Annotated in this window: 17 protein-coding genes; 5 read left to right on the plus strand and 12 right to left on the minus strand. The window is 68.3% G+C overall.

Annotation, left to right across the window (positions count from 1 at the left end):
* Window positions 1-9 precede the first annotated feature (9 nt).
* A complete protein-coding gene (prfB, locus tag RN51_RS06390; protein WP_045263221.1) occupies window positions 10-1,119 on the minus strand; it encodes a peptide chain release factor 2 in 1,110 nt (369 codons plus the stop codon).
* A 121-nt stretch (window positions 1,120-1,240) separates the two neighbouring features.
* On the opposite strand from prfB, the gene RN51_RS06395 reads away from it, so the two are divergent.
* Together RN51_RS06395 and RN51_RS06400 are read left to right on the plus strand one after the other, a co-directional pair.
* The gene (locus tag RN51_RS06395) at window positions 1,241-2,500 is read left to right on the plus strand and encodes an MFS transporter (protein WP_045263222.1); all 1,260 of its coding nucleotides are present in this window, start codon (window positions 1,241-1,243) and stop codon (window positions 2,498-2,500) included.
* Entirely contained in the window at window positions 2,497-3,057 is a 561-nt protein-coding gene (locus RN51_RS06400; RefSeq protein WP_045263223.1) for an NUDIX hydrolase, read from the plus strand. Before RN51_RS06395 ends, RN51_RS06400 begins: the two co-directional genes overlap by 4 nt.
* A gap of 9 nt (window positions 3,058-3,066) precedes the next feature.
* Here RN51_RS06400 and RN51_RS06405 read toward each other — a convergent pair whose 3' ends face one another.
* The 7 genes from RN51_RS06405 to RN51_RS06435 are packed head-to-tail and all read right to left on the minus strand — an operon-like array spanning window position 3,067 to window position 7,072.
* The gene (locus RN51_RS06405) at window positions 3,067-3,486 is read right to left on the minus strand and encodes a pilus assembly protein TadG-related protein (protein ID WP_045263333.1); all 420 of its coding nucleotides are present in this window, start codon (window positions 3,484-3,486) and stop codon (window positions 3,067-3,069) included.
* A 14-nt stretch (window positions 3,487-3,500) separates the two neighbouring features.
* The gene (locus RN51_RS06410; RefSeq protein WP_231579235.1) at window positions 3,501-3,938 is read right to left on the minus strand and encodes a TadE family protein; all 438 of its coding nucleotides are present in this window, start codon (window positions 3,936-3,938) and stop codon (window positions 3,501-3,503) included.
* Window positions 3,928-4,329, minus strand: a complete 402-nt coding sequence (locus tag RN51_RS06415; RefSeq protein ID WP_045263225.1) for a TadE/TadG family type IV pilus assembly protein — start codon at window positions 4,327-4,329, stop codon at window positions 3,928-3,930. The genes RN51_RS06410 and RN51_RS06415 overlap by 11 nt, the downstream gene beginning before the upstream one ends.
* Window position 4,330: 1 nt before the next feature.
* A complete protein-coding gene (locus tag RN51_RS06420; protein WP_156149124.1) occupies window positions 4,331-4,540 on the minus strand; it encodes a hypothetical protein in 210 nt (69 codons plus the stop codon).
* A gap of 23 nt (window positions 4,541-4,563) precedes the next feature.
* Window positions 4,564-5,502 carry a type II secretion system F family protein gene (locus tag RN51_RS06425; RefSeq protein ID WP_045263227.1) on the minus strand — a complete coding sequence of 313 codons (939 nt, stop codon included), beginning with the start codon at window positions 5,500-5,502 and terminating at the stop codon, window positions 4,564-4,566.
* Window positions 5,499-6,356 carry a type II secretion system F family protein gene (locus RN51_RS06430; RefSeq protein ID WP_045263228.1) on the minus strand — a complete coding sequence of 286 codons (858 nt, stop codon included), beginning with the start codon at window positions 6,354-6,356 and terminating at the stop codon, window positions 5,499-5,501. The genes RN51_RS06425 and RN51_RS06430 overlap by 4 nt, the downstream gene beginning before the upstream one ends.
* The gene (locus RN51_RS06435) at window positions 6,353-7,072 is read right to left on the minus strand and encodes a CpaF family protein (RefSeq protein WP_231579236.1); all 720 of its coding nucleotides are present in this window, start codon (window positions 7,070-7,072) and stop codon (window positions 6,353-6,355) included. The genes RN51_RS06430 and RN51_RS06435 overlap by 4 nt, the downstream gene beginning before the upstream one ends.
* Window positions 7,073-7,316: 244 nt before the next feature.
* Here RN51_RS06435 and RN51_RS06440 point away from each other — a divergent pair, with 244 nt between their 5' ends.
* From RN51_RS06440 to RN51_RS06450, 3 genes are all read left to right on the plus strand, one after another.
* Window positions 7,317-8,372: a tyrosine-type recombinase/integrase gene (locus RN51_RS06440; protein WP_045263229.1), complete on the plus strand. Its 1,056-nt coding sequence runs from the start codon at window positions 7,317-7,319 to the stop codon at window positions 8,370-8,372.
* Window positions 8,362-8,697, plus strand: coding sequence for a helix-turn-helix domain-containing protein (locus tag RN51_RS06445; RefSeq protein WP_017828522.1), 336 nt, complete (start codon window positions 8,362-8,364; stop codon window positions 8,695-8,697). Before RN51_RS06440 ends, RN51_RS06445 begins: the two co-directional genes overlap by 11 nt.
* A gap of 684 nt (window positions 8,698-9,381) precedes the next feature.
* Window positions 9,382-10,659, plus strand: coding sequence for a hypothetical protein (locus RN51_RS06450; RefSeq protein ID WP_231579237.1), 1,278 nt, complete (start codon window positions 9,382-9,384; stop codon window positions 10,657-10,659).
* Window positions 10,660-10,689: 30 nt separating this feature from the next.
* Here the strand turns inward: RN51_RS06450 and RN51_RS06455 are convergent, their stop codons facing one another.
* The 4 genes from RN51_RS06455 to cmtR are packed head-to-tail and all read right to left on the minus strand — an operon-like array spanning window position 10,690 to window position 13,818.
* The gene (locus tag RN51_RS06455) at window positions 10,690-10,998 is read right to left on the minus strand and encodes a hypothetical protein (RefSeq protein WP_045263231.1); all 309 of its coding nucleotides are present in this window, start codon (window positions 10,996-10,998) and stop codon (window positions 10,690-10,692) included.
* A complete protein-coding gene (gene lspA, locus RN51_RS06460; RefSeq protein WP_045263232.1) occupies window positions 10,995-11,558 on the minus strand; it encodes a signal peptidase II in 564 nt (187 codons plus the stop codon). The genes RN51_RS06455 and lspA overlap by 4 nt, the downstream gene beginning before the upstream one ends.
* Complete coding sequence (locus RN51_RS06465; protein WP_197073193.1) at window positions 11,555-13,462, minus strand: heavy metal translocating P-type ATPase; 1,908 nt, start codon at window positions 13,460-13,462, stop codon at window positions 11,555-11,557. The genes lspA and RN51_RS06465 overlap by 4 nt, the downstream gene beginning before the upstream one ends.
* The gene (gene cmtR / locus RN51_RS06470; protein ID WP_045263233.1) at window positions 13,459-13,818 is read right to left on the minus strand and encodes a Cd(II)/Pb(II)-sensing metalloregulatory transcriptional regulator CmtR; all 360 of its coding nucleotides are present in this window, start codon (window positions 13,816-13,818) and stop codon (window positions 13,459-13,461) included. The genes RN51_RS06465 and cmtR overlap by 4 nt, the downstream gene beginning before the upstream one ends.
* Window positions 13,819-13,975: the final 157 nt, after the last annotated feature.

Below are 13,975 nucleotides of genomic sequence, written 5' to 3' on the forward strand. Positions count from 1 at the left end.
TTCGTGGACTCAGTCCTCGGTCTTGCGCTTGCGCCAGCGGATACCCGCCGAGATGAAGTCGTCGAGGTCTCCGTCGAAGACCGCCGCCGGGTTGCCGGATTCCTGGCCGGTGCGCAGGTCCTTGACCAGCTGCTGGCCGTAGAGGAAGTACGAGCGCATCTGGTCGCCCCAGCTCGCGGTGATGTTGCCCGCCAGCTCCTTCTTCTTCGCCGCCTCCTGCTCCTTCTGCAGCAGCAGGAGTCGCGTCTGCAGCACGCGCATGGCGGCCGCGCGGTTCTGGATCTGCGACTTCTCGTTCTGCATCGACACGACGATGCCGGTCGGGAGGTGAGTGAGCCGCACGGCGGAGTCGGTCGTGTTGACGGACTGCCCACCGGGGCCGGAGGAGCGGAACACGTCGACGCGGATGTCGCTTTCCGGGATGTCGACCTCCGTGGCCTCTTCCATCAGCGGGATGACCTCGACGGCGGCGAACGACGTCTGCCGCTTGTCGGCGGAGCCGAACGGACTGATACGGGCGAGGCGATGCGTGCCGGCCTCGACCGAGATGGTGCCGAAGGCGTAGGGAGCGTCGATCTCGAACGTCGCCGACTTGATGCCGGCGCCTTCTGCGTAGGACGTGTCCATGACCTTGACGGGGTACTTGTGCCGCTCGGCCCAGCGCAGATACATGCGCATCAGCATCTCGGCGAAGTCGGTGGCGTCGTCGCCGCCGGCCCCGGAGCGGATCGTGATGATCGCGGAGCGCTCGTCGTACTCGCCGTCGAGGAGCGTCTGCACCTCGAGCTGGTTGATCAGATCCGTGAGCGCGGCGAGCTCGGTGCGGGCCTCCTGCGCGGAGTCCTCGTCGCCCATCTCGTTGGCGAGGTCCACGAGAACCTCGAGGTCGTCGAGACGCTGCGCGATGCCGGTGATGCGCGCGAGTTCCGACTGACGGTGGCTCAGCGCGCTGGTGACCTTCTGCGCGTTCTCGGTGTCGTCCCAGAGGTCGGGAGCGCCGGCCTCCTCGCTGAGACGCGCGATGTCGTCGCGGAGACGGGAGACATCGACGACCTCGCTGATGTCGCCGAAGGTGTGCCTGAGCGCCTGGATTTCGGCGGAGAGATCTAGTTCGAGCATGACACCTCAGCCTAACGTGCCGCCCGCCCGCGCGGGGACTGCGTCGTCCGGGGGCTCCGGGTAACGGGAGTAGCGTGAAGTCGTGAGCAGTGCATCGACGGTCCTTCGACAGTTCGGGCCGATGGTGTATCTGCCGACGATCCTCTTCTCACTCGGCGAGGGTGCGGTGATCCCGCTCATCCCGGTGCTCGCCGCGTCCATGGGAGCCGACGTCGCGTTCGCCGCCCTCGTGGCCTCGTGCCTCGTCATCGGCCAGCTGTGCGGGAACCTCCCCGCCGGGTGGGCGGTCGGCAGGATCGGCGAGCGCTACACCATGGTGATCGCCGGGGTGATCTCGATCGTCGCCGGTGTCGGAATGGTGTTCGCGCCGTCGCTCGGGGTGCTGGCGGCGTCGGTGTTCCTGCTCGGCATCTGCGCGGCGGCCTTCGGCCTCGCCCGGCACGCGTTCATGACCACCCGGGTGCCTGTCGCCTTCCGCGCCCGCTCCCTCTCGCTGCTGGGCGGCAGCTTCCGCCTCGGCATCTTCGTCGGGCCGTTCGTCGCCGCCGCCCTGCTGCAGCTCTTCGGCAGCGAGAGCGCAGCGATCTGGTTCTTCCTCGCTTGTCTCGTGGTGATGGTCGCACTGGTCCTCTTCGGCCCCGATCCGGAGAAGATGGTCCCACCCGTGACGACGACCGCGCGCGAGCGCTATCCGGAGGACTCCGGCGAAGCCGTGAGCGGGTCCATCCCGACGGTCGAACGCCTGGGCATCTTCCAGACGATGTGGCGTCAGCGTGCCGTGCTCGGGCGCCTCGGACTCGCCGCCGCTTCGCTCTCCGCCGTCCGGTCTGCGCGCCAGGTCGTGCTCCCCCTGTGGGGGCTGTCGCTGGGGTTGGACGCCTCGACCATCGCCCTCGTCGTCGGCGTCTCCGGGGCCATCGACTTCGCGCTCTTCTATGCGAGCGGTCAGGTGATGGACCGCTTCGGACGGCTGTGGGCGGCGATGCCCGCGATGGTGCTCATGGGAGCGGGTTTCCTGGCGCTGTCGTTCACGCACGACGGGGATGCGGCTGTGCTGTGGTTCGGCATGTTCGCTGCGGTCCTGGGCGTCGGCAACGGACTGTCCAGTGGCATCCTGCTGACGCTGGGGGCGGATGTCGCGCCGAAGCGGGATCCCGCGGCCTTCCTCGGTTCGTGGCGCACGCTCACCGATGCGGGCGGCGCGATCGCCCCGCTGCTGGTCTCGGCCATCACGGCTGTGGCGTCGCTGCCGCTCGCCGCGGCCGCCATGGGCGCCGTCGGGCTGGTGGGCGCTCTCGGCTTCCTGCGCTGGATCCCGCAGTTCGTCCCCCGAGCACGACCGGAGTCCGGGGAGAGCTCACCGGAAGGAGAGCCGGAATGATCCCAAACCTCCAGGCGGATGCCCACCGCCTGGTCGCGACCTTCGTCCCCCGTTCCGCACGAGACCGCGCAGCGCAGGCAGACTTCGCGTCGTTCTTCGGAGTCGCAGGAGGGCCTGTGCACCGAGACGCGGGGCCCGACCACCTCACGGCATCGTGCGTGGTGTTCGACGCCACCCTCCGGCACACCCTGCTGGTCTTCCACCGCAAGGGACAGTTCTGGGTGCAGCCGGGCGGCCACGTCGAGGACGGTGACGATTCGGTCGTGGCGGGAGCCCTGCGGGAGCTGCGTGAGGAGACCGGGATCGTGGTGGCCCCGGCGGACGTCGCGCCCGCGTACGACCTCGACCACCATGGCCTGTTGTCGGGCTTCGGCGCGTGCTCGTCGCACCTGGACATCGGGATCGCTGTCGTGGTCGACAAAGATGCCGCGCTCACCGTGAGCGAGGAATCGGAGGACGTCCGCTGGTGGCCCGTCGACGCGCTGCCCGCAGAGGTGCCGCCACAGCTCCTGCCGCGACTCCACGGACTGCTCGCGCAACTGCACGACCCGTGCTGAGCGAGGTTCTCACCGGAGAGCGGTGCGGCTGGTGGCCGTCGACTCCAGCGGGACTCCCTCGGGGACGAACAGTGATACCAGAGGCGGATGCCACTCCCCGGCGACCGTGATGCGCGCCGTGACCCCGTCCGGTGTACCGGCGGCTACCAGCGAGGCTTCCCCCGGCAGCGCAGCGACCAGGGCGTCGGCCTGCTCCTCGACGAAAGCGTCGGTCAGCTCGGCGCGCACCGTGCCGTCGCGGACGGCCAGCGTGAAACCGTCGGCTCCGGCGAGCGCAGCGGAATCGGCGAGCGCATCCAACCGCTTCTGGGCGATGTAGAGGTCGGTGGCACAGACACACACGAAGATCACGGCCAGCGCGAGCAGCACATACCCGAGTGTGAGAAGCAGCACACTCCCCTCGTCCTGCTCGATCCCGGAGCGGAGCATGCGGCGATCCGACCTCATCGCTCCGAACCCCACTGCCTCGACATCTTCTGCACGGCCTCGGCCTGCACGGGGACGGCGGTGGCCCTGTCGAGACCGATCATCTCCGGCATCAGCGGCAGCCGCACCCGCGTGGCCACGGAGACGACGATCGTCGCACCGGCCGCCGGGCACTCGAGAGACTGCGGTGTGCAGGACAGCGTCAGATCGACCGTGTCCTCGTCCAGACCGTACTCCTCGACGATCCCGGCGAGCACCGCATCGCTCCGTTTCGCTGCCGTCGTCGCGTCGGGTGCACGAGCGATCACGCGGGCGATGTGCCGCGCTGCCGCCTCCGCGCCGAGAGTCTGCTCCTGGATGGTGCCGAGCGCGATCACGAGGTAGACGAGCGGGACCAGCAGGATCACCCCGGCCGCGATGAACTCGAGGGCAGCCGATCCCTCGTCATTCCTCACCGAACGTCTCGGCAGGTGCATGCGCCTCCACCTCCATCGCGAGAGGAAGGCCGATCAGTCCGAGCAGCGGGAACGTCGTGCGGACTCGGACATCGACCGTCTCGTACGGTGCGGCACCGGACACCCCGATCCGGATGTCGTCGGCGTACTCCGACCCGACCGCGCGTGAGATGACCTCCCGGGTGACATCCGCGCCTTCCTCTGGGGTCGTGTCGGCGAGAGCAGCGTGATATGCCCCCTCGACGGCGGCATCGTGGACCACGTTGCGCACGTACACCGCGAACGCGAGTTGCAGCACCGCGAGCGTGAGCGCGGTCAGCAGCGTACCCACGAGGACGAACTCCACCGGAGCCGATCCGCGATCATCCGCGCAGACACGCCGGTCGTTCATCTCACAGTCCCGACACCCGCTGGATCGCCTGCTCGAACAGCGACGTGAGCGCGGGCCCCGCGACTGCCCAGATCAGCACCACCAGACCGGCTGTCATCAATGTGACGAGGACCCAGCCGGGTACGTCTCCGGTCTCGTCCGCGAAGAATGCGCGGAGCCGAGCAGTGGTTCCCGTCGATGTGAGTCGCCCGCGGTCGCAGGTGGGTGTCATCATGGTGGTCCTTTCGTTGATGCTCAGCCGATGCCGAGTCGGAGGATGAAGAGCCCGGGATAGACGGCGAAGAGCACGGAGAGCGGGAGTATCAGGAAGACGAGCGGGAGGAGCATCAGGATCTCCTTGCGCCCCGCCTGCTCGATCAGCACACGCTTCGCGTCTTCGCGCGCATCCGAGGCCTGGGCATGCAGCACCGCGGCGAGCGGTGCACCGTGTTCGAGTGCGGCGATCACCTGATCGACGACCCGTGACAGGCCCGGCAGCTGCAGGCGTCGCGCCATCTCGTTCAGCGCATCGGCGAGCGGCGACCCGGTACCCACGGCGAGCACGACGTGACGCAGTTCAGCGGTGAGCTCCCCCGAACCCACCTCGGACACGCGGCGCAGCGAATCGAGGAAGCCCTCTCCCGCCGACAGACAGAGGGCCAGGAACTCGAGCGTCGTCGGCAGCTCGTCCGTGAGCCGCACTCGTCGCGCCTTGGCCCGCGCGGAGAGCTGCAGGTCATAGGCGGCGGCAGCTCCCACCCCGCACAGCAGCGGCATCACGCCCGTCGGCACGGACAGGCGCCCCGTGAGCGCGAGCACCGTCAACGCGACCGCCCCCGCACCTGCTCCGGCGAGGCCCCACCCCAGCTGTCTGCCCCGGAATGCCGAGGGGTCGGTCCGCACTCCGGCTTGTGCCAGACGCTGTCGGAGCGACTCTCCCCCGCCGAGTAGCCTTTCGAACGCGTATCGTGCCCGGTCCCACAGCGTCCGCCCGCTCGCAGGCAGCGCCCCCGCAGCAGGCAGGACGCCGCGGGGCAGACGATCATCGGCGACGACGTCGCGCACGTAGGGGCCGATCCGCACGGCCAGCGATGCCGCCCGCCACCGCGGGAGCGCGGAGAGGAGGCTGAGCACCCCGGCGGCGAACCCGCACCCGATCAGGACGGCGCTCGCGAGCACCGAGATCCCGCTCATCCGAACCACCGCCGCGGCTCGGGCAGCCGACCGATACGGACCATGATGTGGAAGGCGACCACGGAGACCGCCGCTCCCAGACAGATCACGAGAACGCCTTCCGGAGTGCCGTACGCCGCCGCCCCCTCCGGTCGGAGCACGAGCAGCCCCAGGATCACCCACGGCGCGACAGCCCCGAGGACCGCGGCGCCGCGAATCCAGGATTGCCGTGCCTCGACCTCCCCTCGGAGCGCCGCATCCGCTCGCACGGAGCTGGAGAGCGCCCGCAGCACACTGATCAGCTCGGTGCCGCCGACCTGCCGCGCCATCCGCAGGGTCTCGACGATTCGATCGCCGATGGGGTCGGCGAGCGAGGATTTGAGGCGATCGAGGCTGGTCTCGAACCTGCCGCTGGCTCGTAGATCTCGCGCGAACACGACGAACGCCGGCCTCAGCATCCTCGGCGCGGACTCCGACAGACTCGCGACGGCATCGGGAAGCGACAAGCCCACGCGGATCGACGCGATCAGGAGATCGCACACATCCGGCCAGAGCTGACGACGTAGTCGTCGCAGGCGTGTGCGCCGCCCGCGCAGGAACACGATCGGAGCGGCCGCCCCTGCGAGACCCGCGAGCACGGAGAGTACGCCGATGCCCGTCAACAGCCACGCGCCGGACGCAGCGATCAGCCCGATCGCGACGACGACGGCGAGAAGTGCGCGCTGCGACAGCCCGTCCATGCCCGCTTCCTCGCTCAGACGCATCAGGCGTCCCCGTCTCGTCTTCGTCACGTCATCGTCGGATGGCGGCCACATCCACGGGGAGACGCACAGCAGCATCCCTGCCGCGAGCATGACTCCGACCAGCACCGTCACGATGACGCTCCGACCGGGTGGACGGCGGTGCGCTCCATGATGAGCTCGACGCCGCGATCCTCGGCCCGGTACACCTGCTCGATCCGCACCTCTCCCTCGTCGACGTCGCCGGTAGGAGCGATGATCTCCTGCACATATCGCCGCCCCGCCCGGTCTCGGACGCAGTGCACGACGAGATCGATGGACGCGGCGAGCGCCGGCGCGATGAACGAGCGGTCGATGTTGCGCCCGGCCAGGAGCGGGAGGATCGTCAGCTTCTCGATGGCCTCCGCTGCAGAGTTCGCGTGCACGGTGCAGGCGCCGGGAACGCCGGTGTTGAGTGCGAGCACCAGATCCAGGGCTTCCGCATCTCGCACTTCGCCGACGACGAGACGGTCCGGTCGCATACGCAGCGCCTCCTTCACCAGCCGGCGCAACGTGATCTCCCCCGTGCCCTCCAGGCTCGCCTGGCGTCCCTGGAGCGACACGAGATCAGGACCTTGGACCGCCAGCTCGAACGTCTCCTCGACCGTGACGATGCGCTGCGAGTCGACGCACGATGCGAGCAGCGCACCGAGCATCGTGGTCTTGCCCGCATGCGTCGCTCCGGAGACGATCACGCTGCGGCCGTCGTTCATCGCCGCACGCAGCAGTTCCGCGACGGCCGGAGGCATCATGCCCTGCTCCGTCAACGCCTGGAGCGAACGATACTTCGGCAGGAACTTGCGGATGTTCACAGCCCACGAGCCACGCACCACAAACCATCGACTGTTGCAGTGAATGCAACTGTCTACACCTGCTGGCGAGGACTACTGGGATTTCTCAGGCCTTGATGCTCCGACCGTATCAGCGGAATGTCGGGAATCTGTCCGTTCGGCTTGACTCGGTGATGCACCCTGTCGTACTTTGTTGCATCTAATGAAAGATTTTGGTGGTTCTCCTGCGTCTCTTCGACTGCTCACGTCGGCGTCGAACATCGCGTTGGCGAACCCGGAGCAGCAGGTCTTCGACGCGATGGTGGAGGGGTGGCGCAGCCAGCAGCGTTCTCGTGGGTTGCGTGAGCAGACCATCCAAAATCGACTGGCAACTGTCACGCGGTTTCGCGACTTCGTCGACAAGCCGCCTTGGAAGTGGACCGTCGCAGACGTCGATGAGTTCACTGCCGATTCGATGGGCCGGGTTCGAGCGTTGTCGACGCTGCGGAACAACCACGGTTCAATCCATGGATTCTGCGAGTACCTGACGAGCCCGTTGTATGACTGGATGGAGATCTGCGAGCGAGAGTTCGGGGAGATTCCGTCGCAGGTGTGCTTGCCGTGGAACACCGTCGCGCATCGGTTCGAGTTCGAGGGGGATGGAAAGCGTCGCCCGTTGACCTATGACGAGGTGGAGCGTCTCTTCGACACGGCTGATGCGCGCGTTGAGGCGCTGGTCGGGTCAGGCCGGAAAGGGGCGCTCGGCGCGCTACGCGATGCGCAGTTGTTGAAGACGGTCTACGCGTTCGGGTTGCGGCGCACAGAAGCGGTGATGCTCGACACGGTTGACTTGCACTACAACGCGAAGATGCGGCAGTGGGGCCGCTATGGCGCGATTCACGTGCGGTGGGCGAAGGCCGCGGGAGGTGGCGCGCCACGACGACGGACCGTGCTGTTGGTGCCGGAGTTCGATTGGTGGGTGACGGGTATGGAGCAGTGGGTGGAGCAGGCGCGCGATCGTTTCGCCCCGGGCAGTGATCTTGACGCGCTGTGGGTGACGGAGCGCCGCACCCGGCTGTCGGCCGGCTATCTCGACCGGCGGTTCGCGGAGCTGCGGGACGAGGCCGGCTTGTCGAAGGCCCTGACGCTGCACAGCCTCCGGCATTCGTACGTGACGCACCTGCTCGAGTTCGGCTACGCCGACCGATTCGTCCAGGAGCAGGTCGGGCACATGCATGCTTCGACGACCTCGATCTACGCCTCCGTCAGCTCGGACTTCAAGAACCGGGTACTCGCGGACGCGTTGAAGGCCCTCATCGAAGGAGAAGCAGATGACCGTTGAGCTCGAGACCGCATGGAACCTCCGCAGCGTGATGGCCTCGCGCGGGATCTTCCAGACCTCCAAGCTGAAGCCGTTGCTCGAGGAGCGGGGCGTCGACCTGTCCCGGGAACAGGTGTACCGACTGGTGACGCAAGCACCGCAGCGGGTTCGCATCGACGTGCTCGCCGCGCTGTGCGACGCGTTGGAGTGCTCGCTCGACGACCTCGTGCAGGTCACCCGCCGGGAGGCTGCGGCCCCGGTCGCGGTGGGTGAAGAGGCGACGCGGGGTGCGATCGGCGATCTGCGGCCCGTGCGGGCCACGATCCGTCGCCCGCGCTCGAAGTAGGCCGCGGTGGCGAAGCCTCCGCAGGAGCCCAGGGTTGCTGAGGTCGCCGGGCTCGTCCACGCGATCGCGCCGGAGATCCCGGTGGAGCGCCTTGTTGAGATCGTGGCTGAAGTCGCACCCGTGCCGCTCACCCAACGGCGTCTCGAACTCGCACTCCTCAAACAACCTGGAGTCCTCGAAGGGCGACACCGGAACGTACCGGTGACGGTGCAGGATCTGGCCCACGCTCTCGTGAACGAGGGGGCCGGGCAGGTCGTCTTGCCGACATGCGATTCCTGTGGACGTGCCGTTCGGATGCCTCACAAGACGCCGAGCGGCGGTCGCCACTGCTCGCGCTGTGAACGGAATGCCCGATCGGTCGCGTGCGCCGGCTGCGGACGAGTTCAGCCCGTGCAGCGCACCGTCGACGGGCAACGGTTCTGCCGGGACTGCTGGCGAGCCGATCCGCGGTCGTTCGGAGACTGCTCGCGATGCGGGCAGCACGCCACGATTATCGTCCGTCGCCCCGCGCTCGTCTGTCTCGCGTGCTACACCGCGCCGGTCAAGATGTGCGAGCTCTGCGGGGAACCGGGCCGCGTAGCGACGCACCTGGACGGCCGACGGGTCTGCGCCCGCTGCTACTACGCGATGCGACGCCCCCAGCCGTGCCCGGAGTGCGGGCGGAAAGTGTTCCTCACTGGCTTCATGAACGGGCACAAGGTCTGCGCCGAGTGCGCAGGAGCTCCCGTCACGATGGCCTGCCCCGGATGCGGGACGATCGAAGAGGTGCGCAAGCACCGGCTATGCGTGGAATGCCGGCGACCCATCGCCATCCAGCAACTGCTTGCTGACGACAGCGGAGAGATCCGCCCCGAGCTGCACCCGCTCGCGGAGTATCTGGTGACGCACCACGGCAGTGCGATCTCCCTCGAGCGGTGGCTGCACAAGAGCCGCTGCGCGGTCGTCCTCCGCGAGCTCGCCGATGGCACGCTGGCCCTCACCGCGGACGCGATCATGACCAGAGCGCAAGCCGGGCAATCCGTGGCATTCCTGCTCTCGCTCCTCATCCGCTCAGGCGTGCTGCCCGATTTCGACATCCAAGCGGCGAGGTTCGAGCACTGGTTCCAACGGTGGCTTCCCACCGTCCCCCATCCCGAAGACCGGCTCCTCCTAAGGCGGTACTGCAGCTGGGAGCTGCTGCCGTCGGGAAGATCGCTCAGGGGCAGGCCGGAAACGGCCGTCCGATCCGGCTCCACCTATCAGAAGGTGCGGGCGGCGCTGAAGCAGTGCGCGGCCCTCCTGCAGCAGATCCGCACGAGCGGCGAAACGCTGACGACATACCCGCAGCGATCGCTCGACGGCTTCCTCACCGGTTCGCCCTCACAACGGGACGCCCTCGCGCCGTTCACCAGGTGGCTGCGACGGCACCGCCTGAGCCGCCTCCGGGTCGAGTTCCGCAGTCATCGCCTCGAAGGGCGCGACTACGCCGCCGACCATCGGTGGACGATGGCGCGCGCGTTCATCACGCGAGACGACATGGATCCCGTGACGCGAGTCAGTGGATTGCTCGTCCTGTTCTACGGACTCCACCTGACCCGCATCGCCGCGATCACCCGTGCACAGGTCGATGCGACCGTGCGCCCCATGACGCTGACGGTCGGAACCGAACCGATCGAGCTGCCCGAAGTCCTCGCCGAAGCAATGGTCCAGCTGCTCGACGGCAACCGCTCCGACACTTGGCTCTTCCCGGGCAGGAACCCCGGCCGGCCACTCACCCCCGGACCACTCAGCCGTCGACTCCGCAAAGAAGGGCTCCTCGCCGGCAGCGCCCGTGTCACCGCGCTGATGGACCTCACTCGTCAGTTGCATCCTCGGATTGTGTCCGACCTGCTCGGGATCACGCCTTCATCAGCTGCCGCCTGGGCGCGACTGTCCGGAGGCGAGTGGTCGGAGTACCCAGCCCTGCGCTCAACACCGACCTAAGCGTCCCATAAGCTCGCCCCCTCTCACTGCTCACGCGGTTCGTGAGCTCAACGCCGCTTCGATCTGCTCCTGACGGGGAGCTCCGGCGAACCCGCCCTCCGTCGCGTAGACCCGGCACGCCAGCGAGCGAACCGGTGTCGTCGGGAACAGGTCGACGCCGTCGACGAGGACCGTGGGTGAGCCTCCGAACCTGGTGTTCGCCGCCTCGGCCTCGCTGTGGATCGTGACCAGCTCGACGGGCACGTCCGTGAGTCCCAGCGAGTCCAGCGCGGCGCGCGCGTGCTGCTCGGCGACGGCGGTGTTCGGGCAGTCGACGATGTGCAGCAGTTCGACCTTCATGAAGCGGGCTCCGTTCGGTCGGTTTCGGCTGTCGTGCGAGGAGTCGGTAGGAGCAGGTTCACGCAGACCAGCCCGACGCCGGCGACGACGAAGACGTCGGCGACGTTCCCAACGAACAGGTTTCCGTAGGCGAGGAAGTCGGTGACGTGCCCCTGCCCGAACGAGGGTGGATTCACGAGCCGGTCGATGAGGTTGCCGACCGCGCCACCGAGGACCATGCCCAGCGCGACGCCCCACCGGGCACCGCGCAGCCGCACGGCGAAAACGACCACCATCACGGCAGCGAGCAGGCCGACGGTCGTGAAGATCCAGGTGGCCCCGGAGCCAAGCGAGAACGCGGCCCCGGGGTTGAAGACCAGCGACAATCCGAACAGGTCGCCGAGCAGTGGCATCCGCTCGCCCGGCGTCAACTGCGCCACGGCGAGGGCCTTCGACCCTTGGTCCACGGCCAGGGCAAGAACGGCCACGATGAGCGCAAGGCCGAGGGCACGTCTGCCCCCTGCCGATGGGTTGTGCTCCTGCGTGCTGGTCCCTTCGACGGCGGCGTCCTGCGCGGTCACGCGACGCTCTTCCGAGTCCGGGCGGCGCGCAGGCCGTTGAGGATCACGACGACCTCTGCGATCTCGTGCACCAGCACCACGGCTGCGAGGCCGAGGACGCCGAACAAAGCGAGCGGCAGCAGCGCGGTGATGATCAGCAAGGACAGGATGATGTTCTGGTTGATGATGCGCCGTCCGCGTCGGGCGTGGTCGAACGCGCGCGGCAGCAGCCGCAGGTCGTGGCCGGTGAACGCCACGTCGGCGGACTCGATCGCGGCATCTGACCCGGTCGCGCCCATCGCGATGCCGATGTCCGCCGCCGCGAGGGCCGGGGCGTCGTTGATGCCGTCGCCGATCATCGCGACCTGCCCGTTCTTGCCGAGTTCGCCGATCGCAGCGGCCTTGTCCTCCGGGCGCAGCTCGGCGCGCACGTCCTCGATCCCGGCCTGCGCGGCGAGGGCGCGGGCGGTGCGGGCGTTGTCACCGGTGAGCATCGTCACGCCGATGCCCTGGGACGCGAGAGTGCGGACGACCTCGGGGACCTCGGGGCGCAGCTCGTCGCGGACGCCGATCGCAGCGACAGGCGAACCGTCGCGGTGCACGATCACGACCGTCATGCCCTGCTCCTCCAGGACTGCCACCTGGTCGCCGAGCGTCCCGGCGTCCAGCCAGCGGGGACTGCCGACGGTGATCCGCGCGCCGTCGAGCTTGCCTTCGATGCCGTGCCCGGCCTGCTCGGTCACGGCATCGGCCGCAGGGGCATCCGGCGCGGCGGCGGTGATCGCTGCCGCGAGGGGGTGGGTGCTGTGCTGCTCGAGCGCGGCGGCCCAGGCCAGCGCCTGCGCCTCGGTGATCCCGTCGGCGGTGAGCACGGCTGTGACGGCCGGTTCGTTGCGGGTGAGGGTGCCGGTCTTGTCGACGGCGATGTGGCGGATCACGCCGAAGCGTTCGAACACGGCACCGGACTTGATGATCACGCCGAACTTGCTCGCCGATCCGATCGCGGCGACCACGGTCAGCGGGACCGAGATCGCCAGCGCGCACGGCGACGCGGCCACGAGGACGACGAGGGCGCGGGTGATCCACAGCTCGGGGTCGCCGAACAGCGAACCGATCACGGCGACCAGGACGGCGAGGATCAGCACGCCGGGCACGAGGGGGCGGGCGATGCGGTCGGCGAGGCGGGCGCGGTCGCCCTTCTCCGCCTGCGCCTGCTCGACCAGGTCGACGATGGTGGTGAGCGAGTTGTCGGTGCCCGCTGCGGTCGTCTCGACTTCCAGCGCTCCCGCGGTGTTGATCGCGCCGGCCGAGACCGTGTCCCCGGGCTCGACCTCCACCGGGATCGACTCACCGGTGATCGCGGAGGTGTCCAGGCTGGAGCGCCCCGTCCGGACGACGCCGTCGGTCGCGATCCGCTCGCCCGGCCGCACCAGCATCAGCTGACCGACAACGAGGTCTTTCGCGGCGACCTCCACTGAGGATCCGTCCTGGCGGATGGTCGCGGTCTCCGGGACGAGCTTGAGCAGCGCCCGCAGTCCACCGCGGGCGCGGTCCATCGCCTTGTCTTCCAGTGCCTCGGCGATCGAGTAGAGGAACGCCAGCGCGGCGGCTTCTTCGACGTAGCCGAGGATGACCGCGCCGATCGCGCTGATCGTCATCAGGAGACTGATGCTCAGTTTGCCCTTGAACAGCTTCCGGATCGCGCCCGGCGTGAACGTCGACGCGCCCAGCAGCAGACCAATCCAGAACGCCACCAGCGCCGGGATCTCCAGCCCGGACCACTCCAGGACGAGACCGGTCAGGAATGCGACGCCGGAGAAGACCGGGACCATGATCCCGCGGTCGGTCCACCAGGGGCCGTCGTGGTCGTCATCGTCATCGTCCAGTTCGACGCCTTCCACCTGGGACTTCGTCACATCACTCATGCGCTCGCTCCGACTCCGCAGCAGCCCGGCACAGTGCAGTCGGCATCGACGCACGGCGCGCTCTCGTCCACAGCGAGCGTCACATCCACCAGCGTGGTCAGTGCCGCCGCGAGGTGCGGGTCGGCGATCTCGTAGCGCGTCTGTCGCCCCTCCGGCTCGGCGACCACGATGCCGCAGTCGCGCAGGCAGGTCAGATGGTTCGAGACGTTCGAGCGGGTCAGTTCCAGCTCGCGCGAGAGCACGGCTGGGTAGCTGGGGCCGTCAAGCAGGGTCATCAGGATGCGGGAGCGCGTCGGGTCGGCCATGGCCCGGCCGAGCCGGTTCATAACGTCGAGGCGTGAAGCAATGGTCAGCATGCACTGATCATACAGTGCTGACTGAACTAACCCCAAGGCTAATAGTGCACCCTGCGACATTCGGCCCTACCAGTAACGCTCTTGGGACGATACTCCGCCTGGCAAACGGTCGCAAGTTGCAGTGAATGCAACTGTCTACGCTTGCAATCGAGGCTTA

The organism is Microbacterium oxydans, from assembly GCF_000956405.1.
GTDB lineage: Bacteria > Actinomycetota > Actinomycetes > Actinomycetales > Microbacteriaceae > Microbacterium > Microbacterium oxydans_C.

Coding starts and splice junctions, on each gene's coding strand:
- RN51_RS06455 (WP_045263231.1), bottom strand. CDS start 10,998: ATGAAGGTCGAACTGCTGCACATCGTCGACTGCCCGAACACCGCCGTC.
- RN51_RS06415 (WP_045263225.1), bottom strand. CDS start 4,329: ATGAACGACCGGCGTGTCTGCGCGGATGATCGCGGATCGGCTCCGGTG.
- RN51_RS06450 (WP_231579237.1), top strand. CDS start 9,382: ATGAACGGGCACAAGGTCTGCGCCGAGTGCGCAGGAGCTCCCGTCACG.
- RN51_RS06445 (WP_017828522.1), top strand. CDS start 8,362: ATGACCGTTGAGCTCGAGACCGCATGGAACCTCCGCAGCGTGATGGCC.
- RN51_RS06400 (WP_045263223.1), top strand. CDS start 2,497: ATGATCCCAAACCTCCAGGCGGATGCCCACCGCCTGGTCGCGACCTTC.
- RN51_RS06395 (WP_045263222.1), top strand. CDS start 1,241: ATGGTGTATCTGCCGACGATCCTCTTCTCACTCGGCGAGGGTGCGGTG.
- RN51_RS06465 (WP_197073193.1), bottom strand. CDS start 13,462: ATGAGTGATGTGACGAAGTCCCAGGTGGAAGGCGTCGAACTGGACGAT.
- RN51_RS06405 (WP_045263333.1), bottom strand. CDS start 3,486: ATGCTCCGCTCCGGGATCGAGCAGGACGAGGGGAGTGTGCTGCTTCTC.
- cmtR (WP_045263233.1), bottom strand. CDS start 13,818: ATGCTGACCATTGCTTCACGCCTCGACGTTATGAACCGGCTCGGCCGG.
- RN51_RS06420 (WP_156149124.1), bottom strand. CDS start 4,540: ATGACACCCACCTGCGACCGCGGGCGACTCACATCGACGGGAACCACT.
- RN51_RS06425 (WP_045263227.1), bottom strand. CDS start 5,502: ATGAGCGGGATCTCGGTGCTCGCGAGCGCCGTCCTGATCGGGTGCGGG.
- prfB (WP_045263221.1), bottom strand. CDS start 1,119: ATGCTCGAACTAGATCTCTCCGCCGAAATCCAGGCGCTCAGGCACACC.